Raw genomic sequence first — 512 nt, forward strand, 5'->3', positions numbered from 1 at the left:
CGGCGCTGGGCTGCTTGGGCTGCAGCACTTTGTTGATCAGCAGACTGCCGGCCAGATATACGCCCGCACGTGCAGCCGCCAGGCCAGCACCAGACAAGCCCGCCTTGGCCAGCCAGCCCGCCAGCATCGGCGCCTGGAACGCAAAGTAGGTCAGCGCGACCATGGCGACCAGGCGAACTGCGCTCTTGCCCACTGCTCCACGGACCTCAATGATCTGTCCGTGCTTGGGATAGACGTGGCTCCAGAGATGACGATCGACAGGGCGACCGCCGATTGTTACCAGCCACGCCTGCCCGTCGAGCCCTTCTACGTGGCGCATCAGGAACGCATAGAGAGACTCGCCCGGACGCAGGTCCACCGGCGCGTTGCGCTGCCCGTCCAGCAGCACCGGGTGGGGAGTGACGATCAAGCGACCGGCGGGGACAGGGGCGTCCATCAGACCCATGAGTAAAAGCCCTCAATCCGAAGCCCGAAGCCGGGCAGTTCACGCACGCGGTGCAGCACGCTGCAGC

Annotated in this window: 1 protein-coding gene; it reads right to left on the reverse strand. The window is 65.8% G+C overall.

The window, feature by feature from the left end; genetic code table 11:
• The coding region (locus ACFC0D_RS38615; RefSeq protein WP_376446797.1) for a hypothetical protein at window positions 1–445 on the reverse strand (445 nt) is incomplete at its 3' end.
• Between the last annotated feature and the right edge of the window lie 67 nt (window positions 446–512).

It is taken from the genome of Streptomyces sp. NPDC056222, from assembly GCF_042264065.1.
GTDB lineage: Bacteria > Actinomycetota > Actinomycetes > Streptomycetales > Streptomycetaceae > Streptomyces.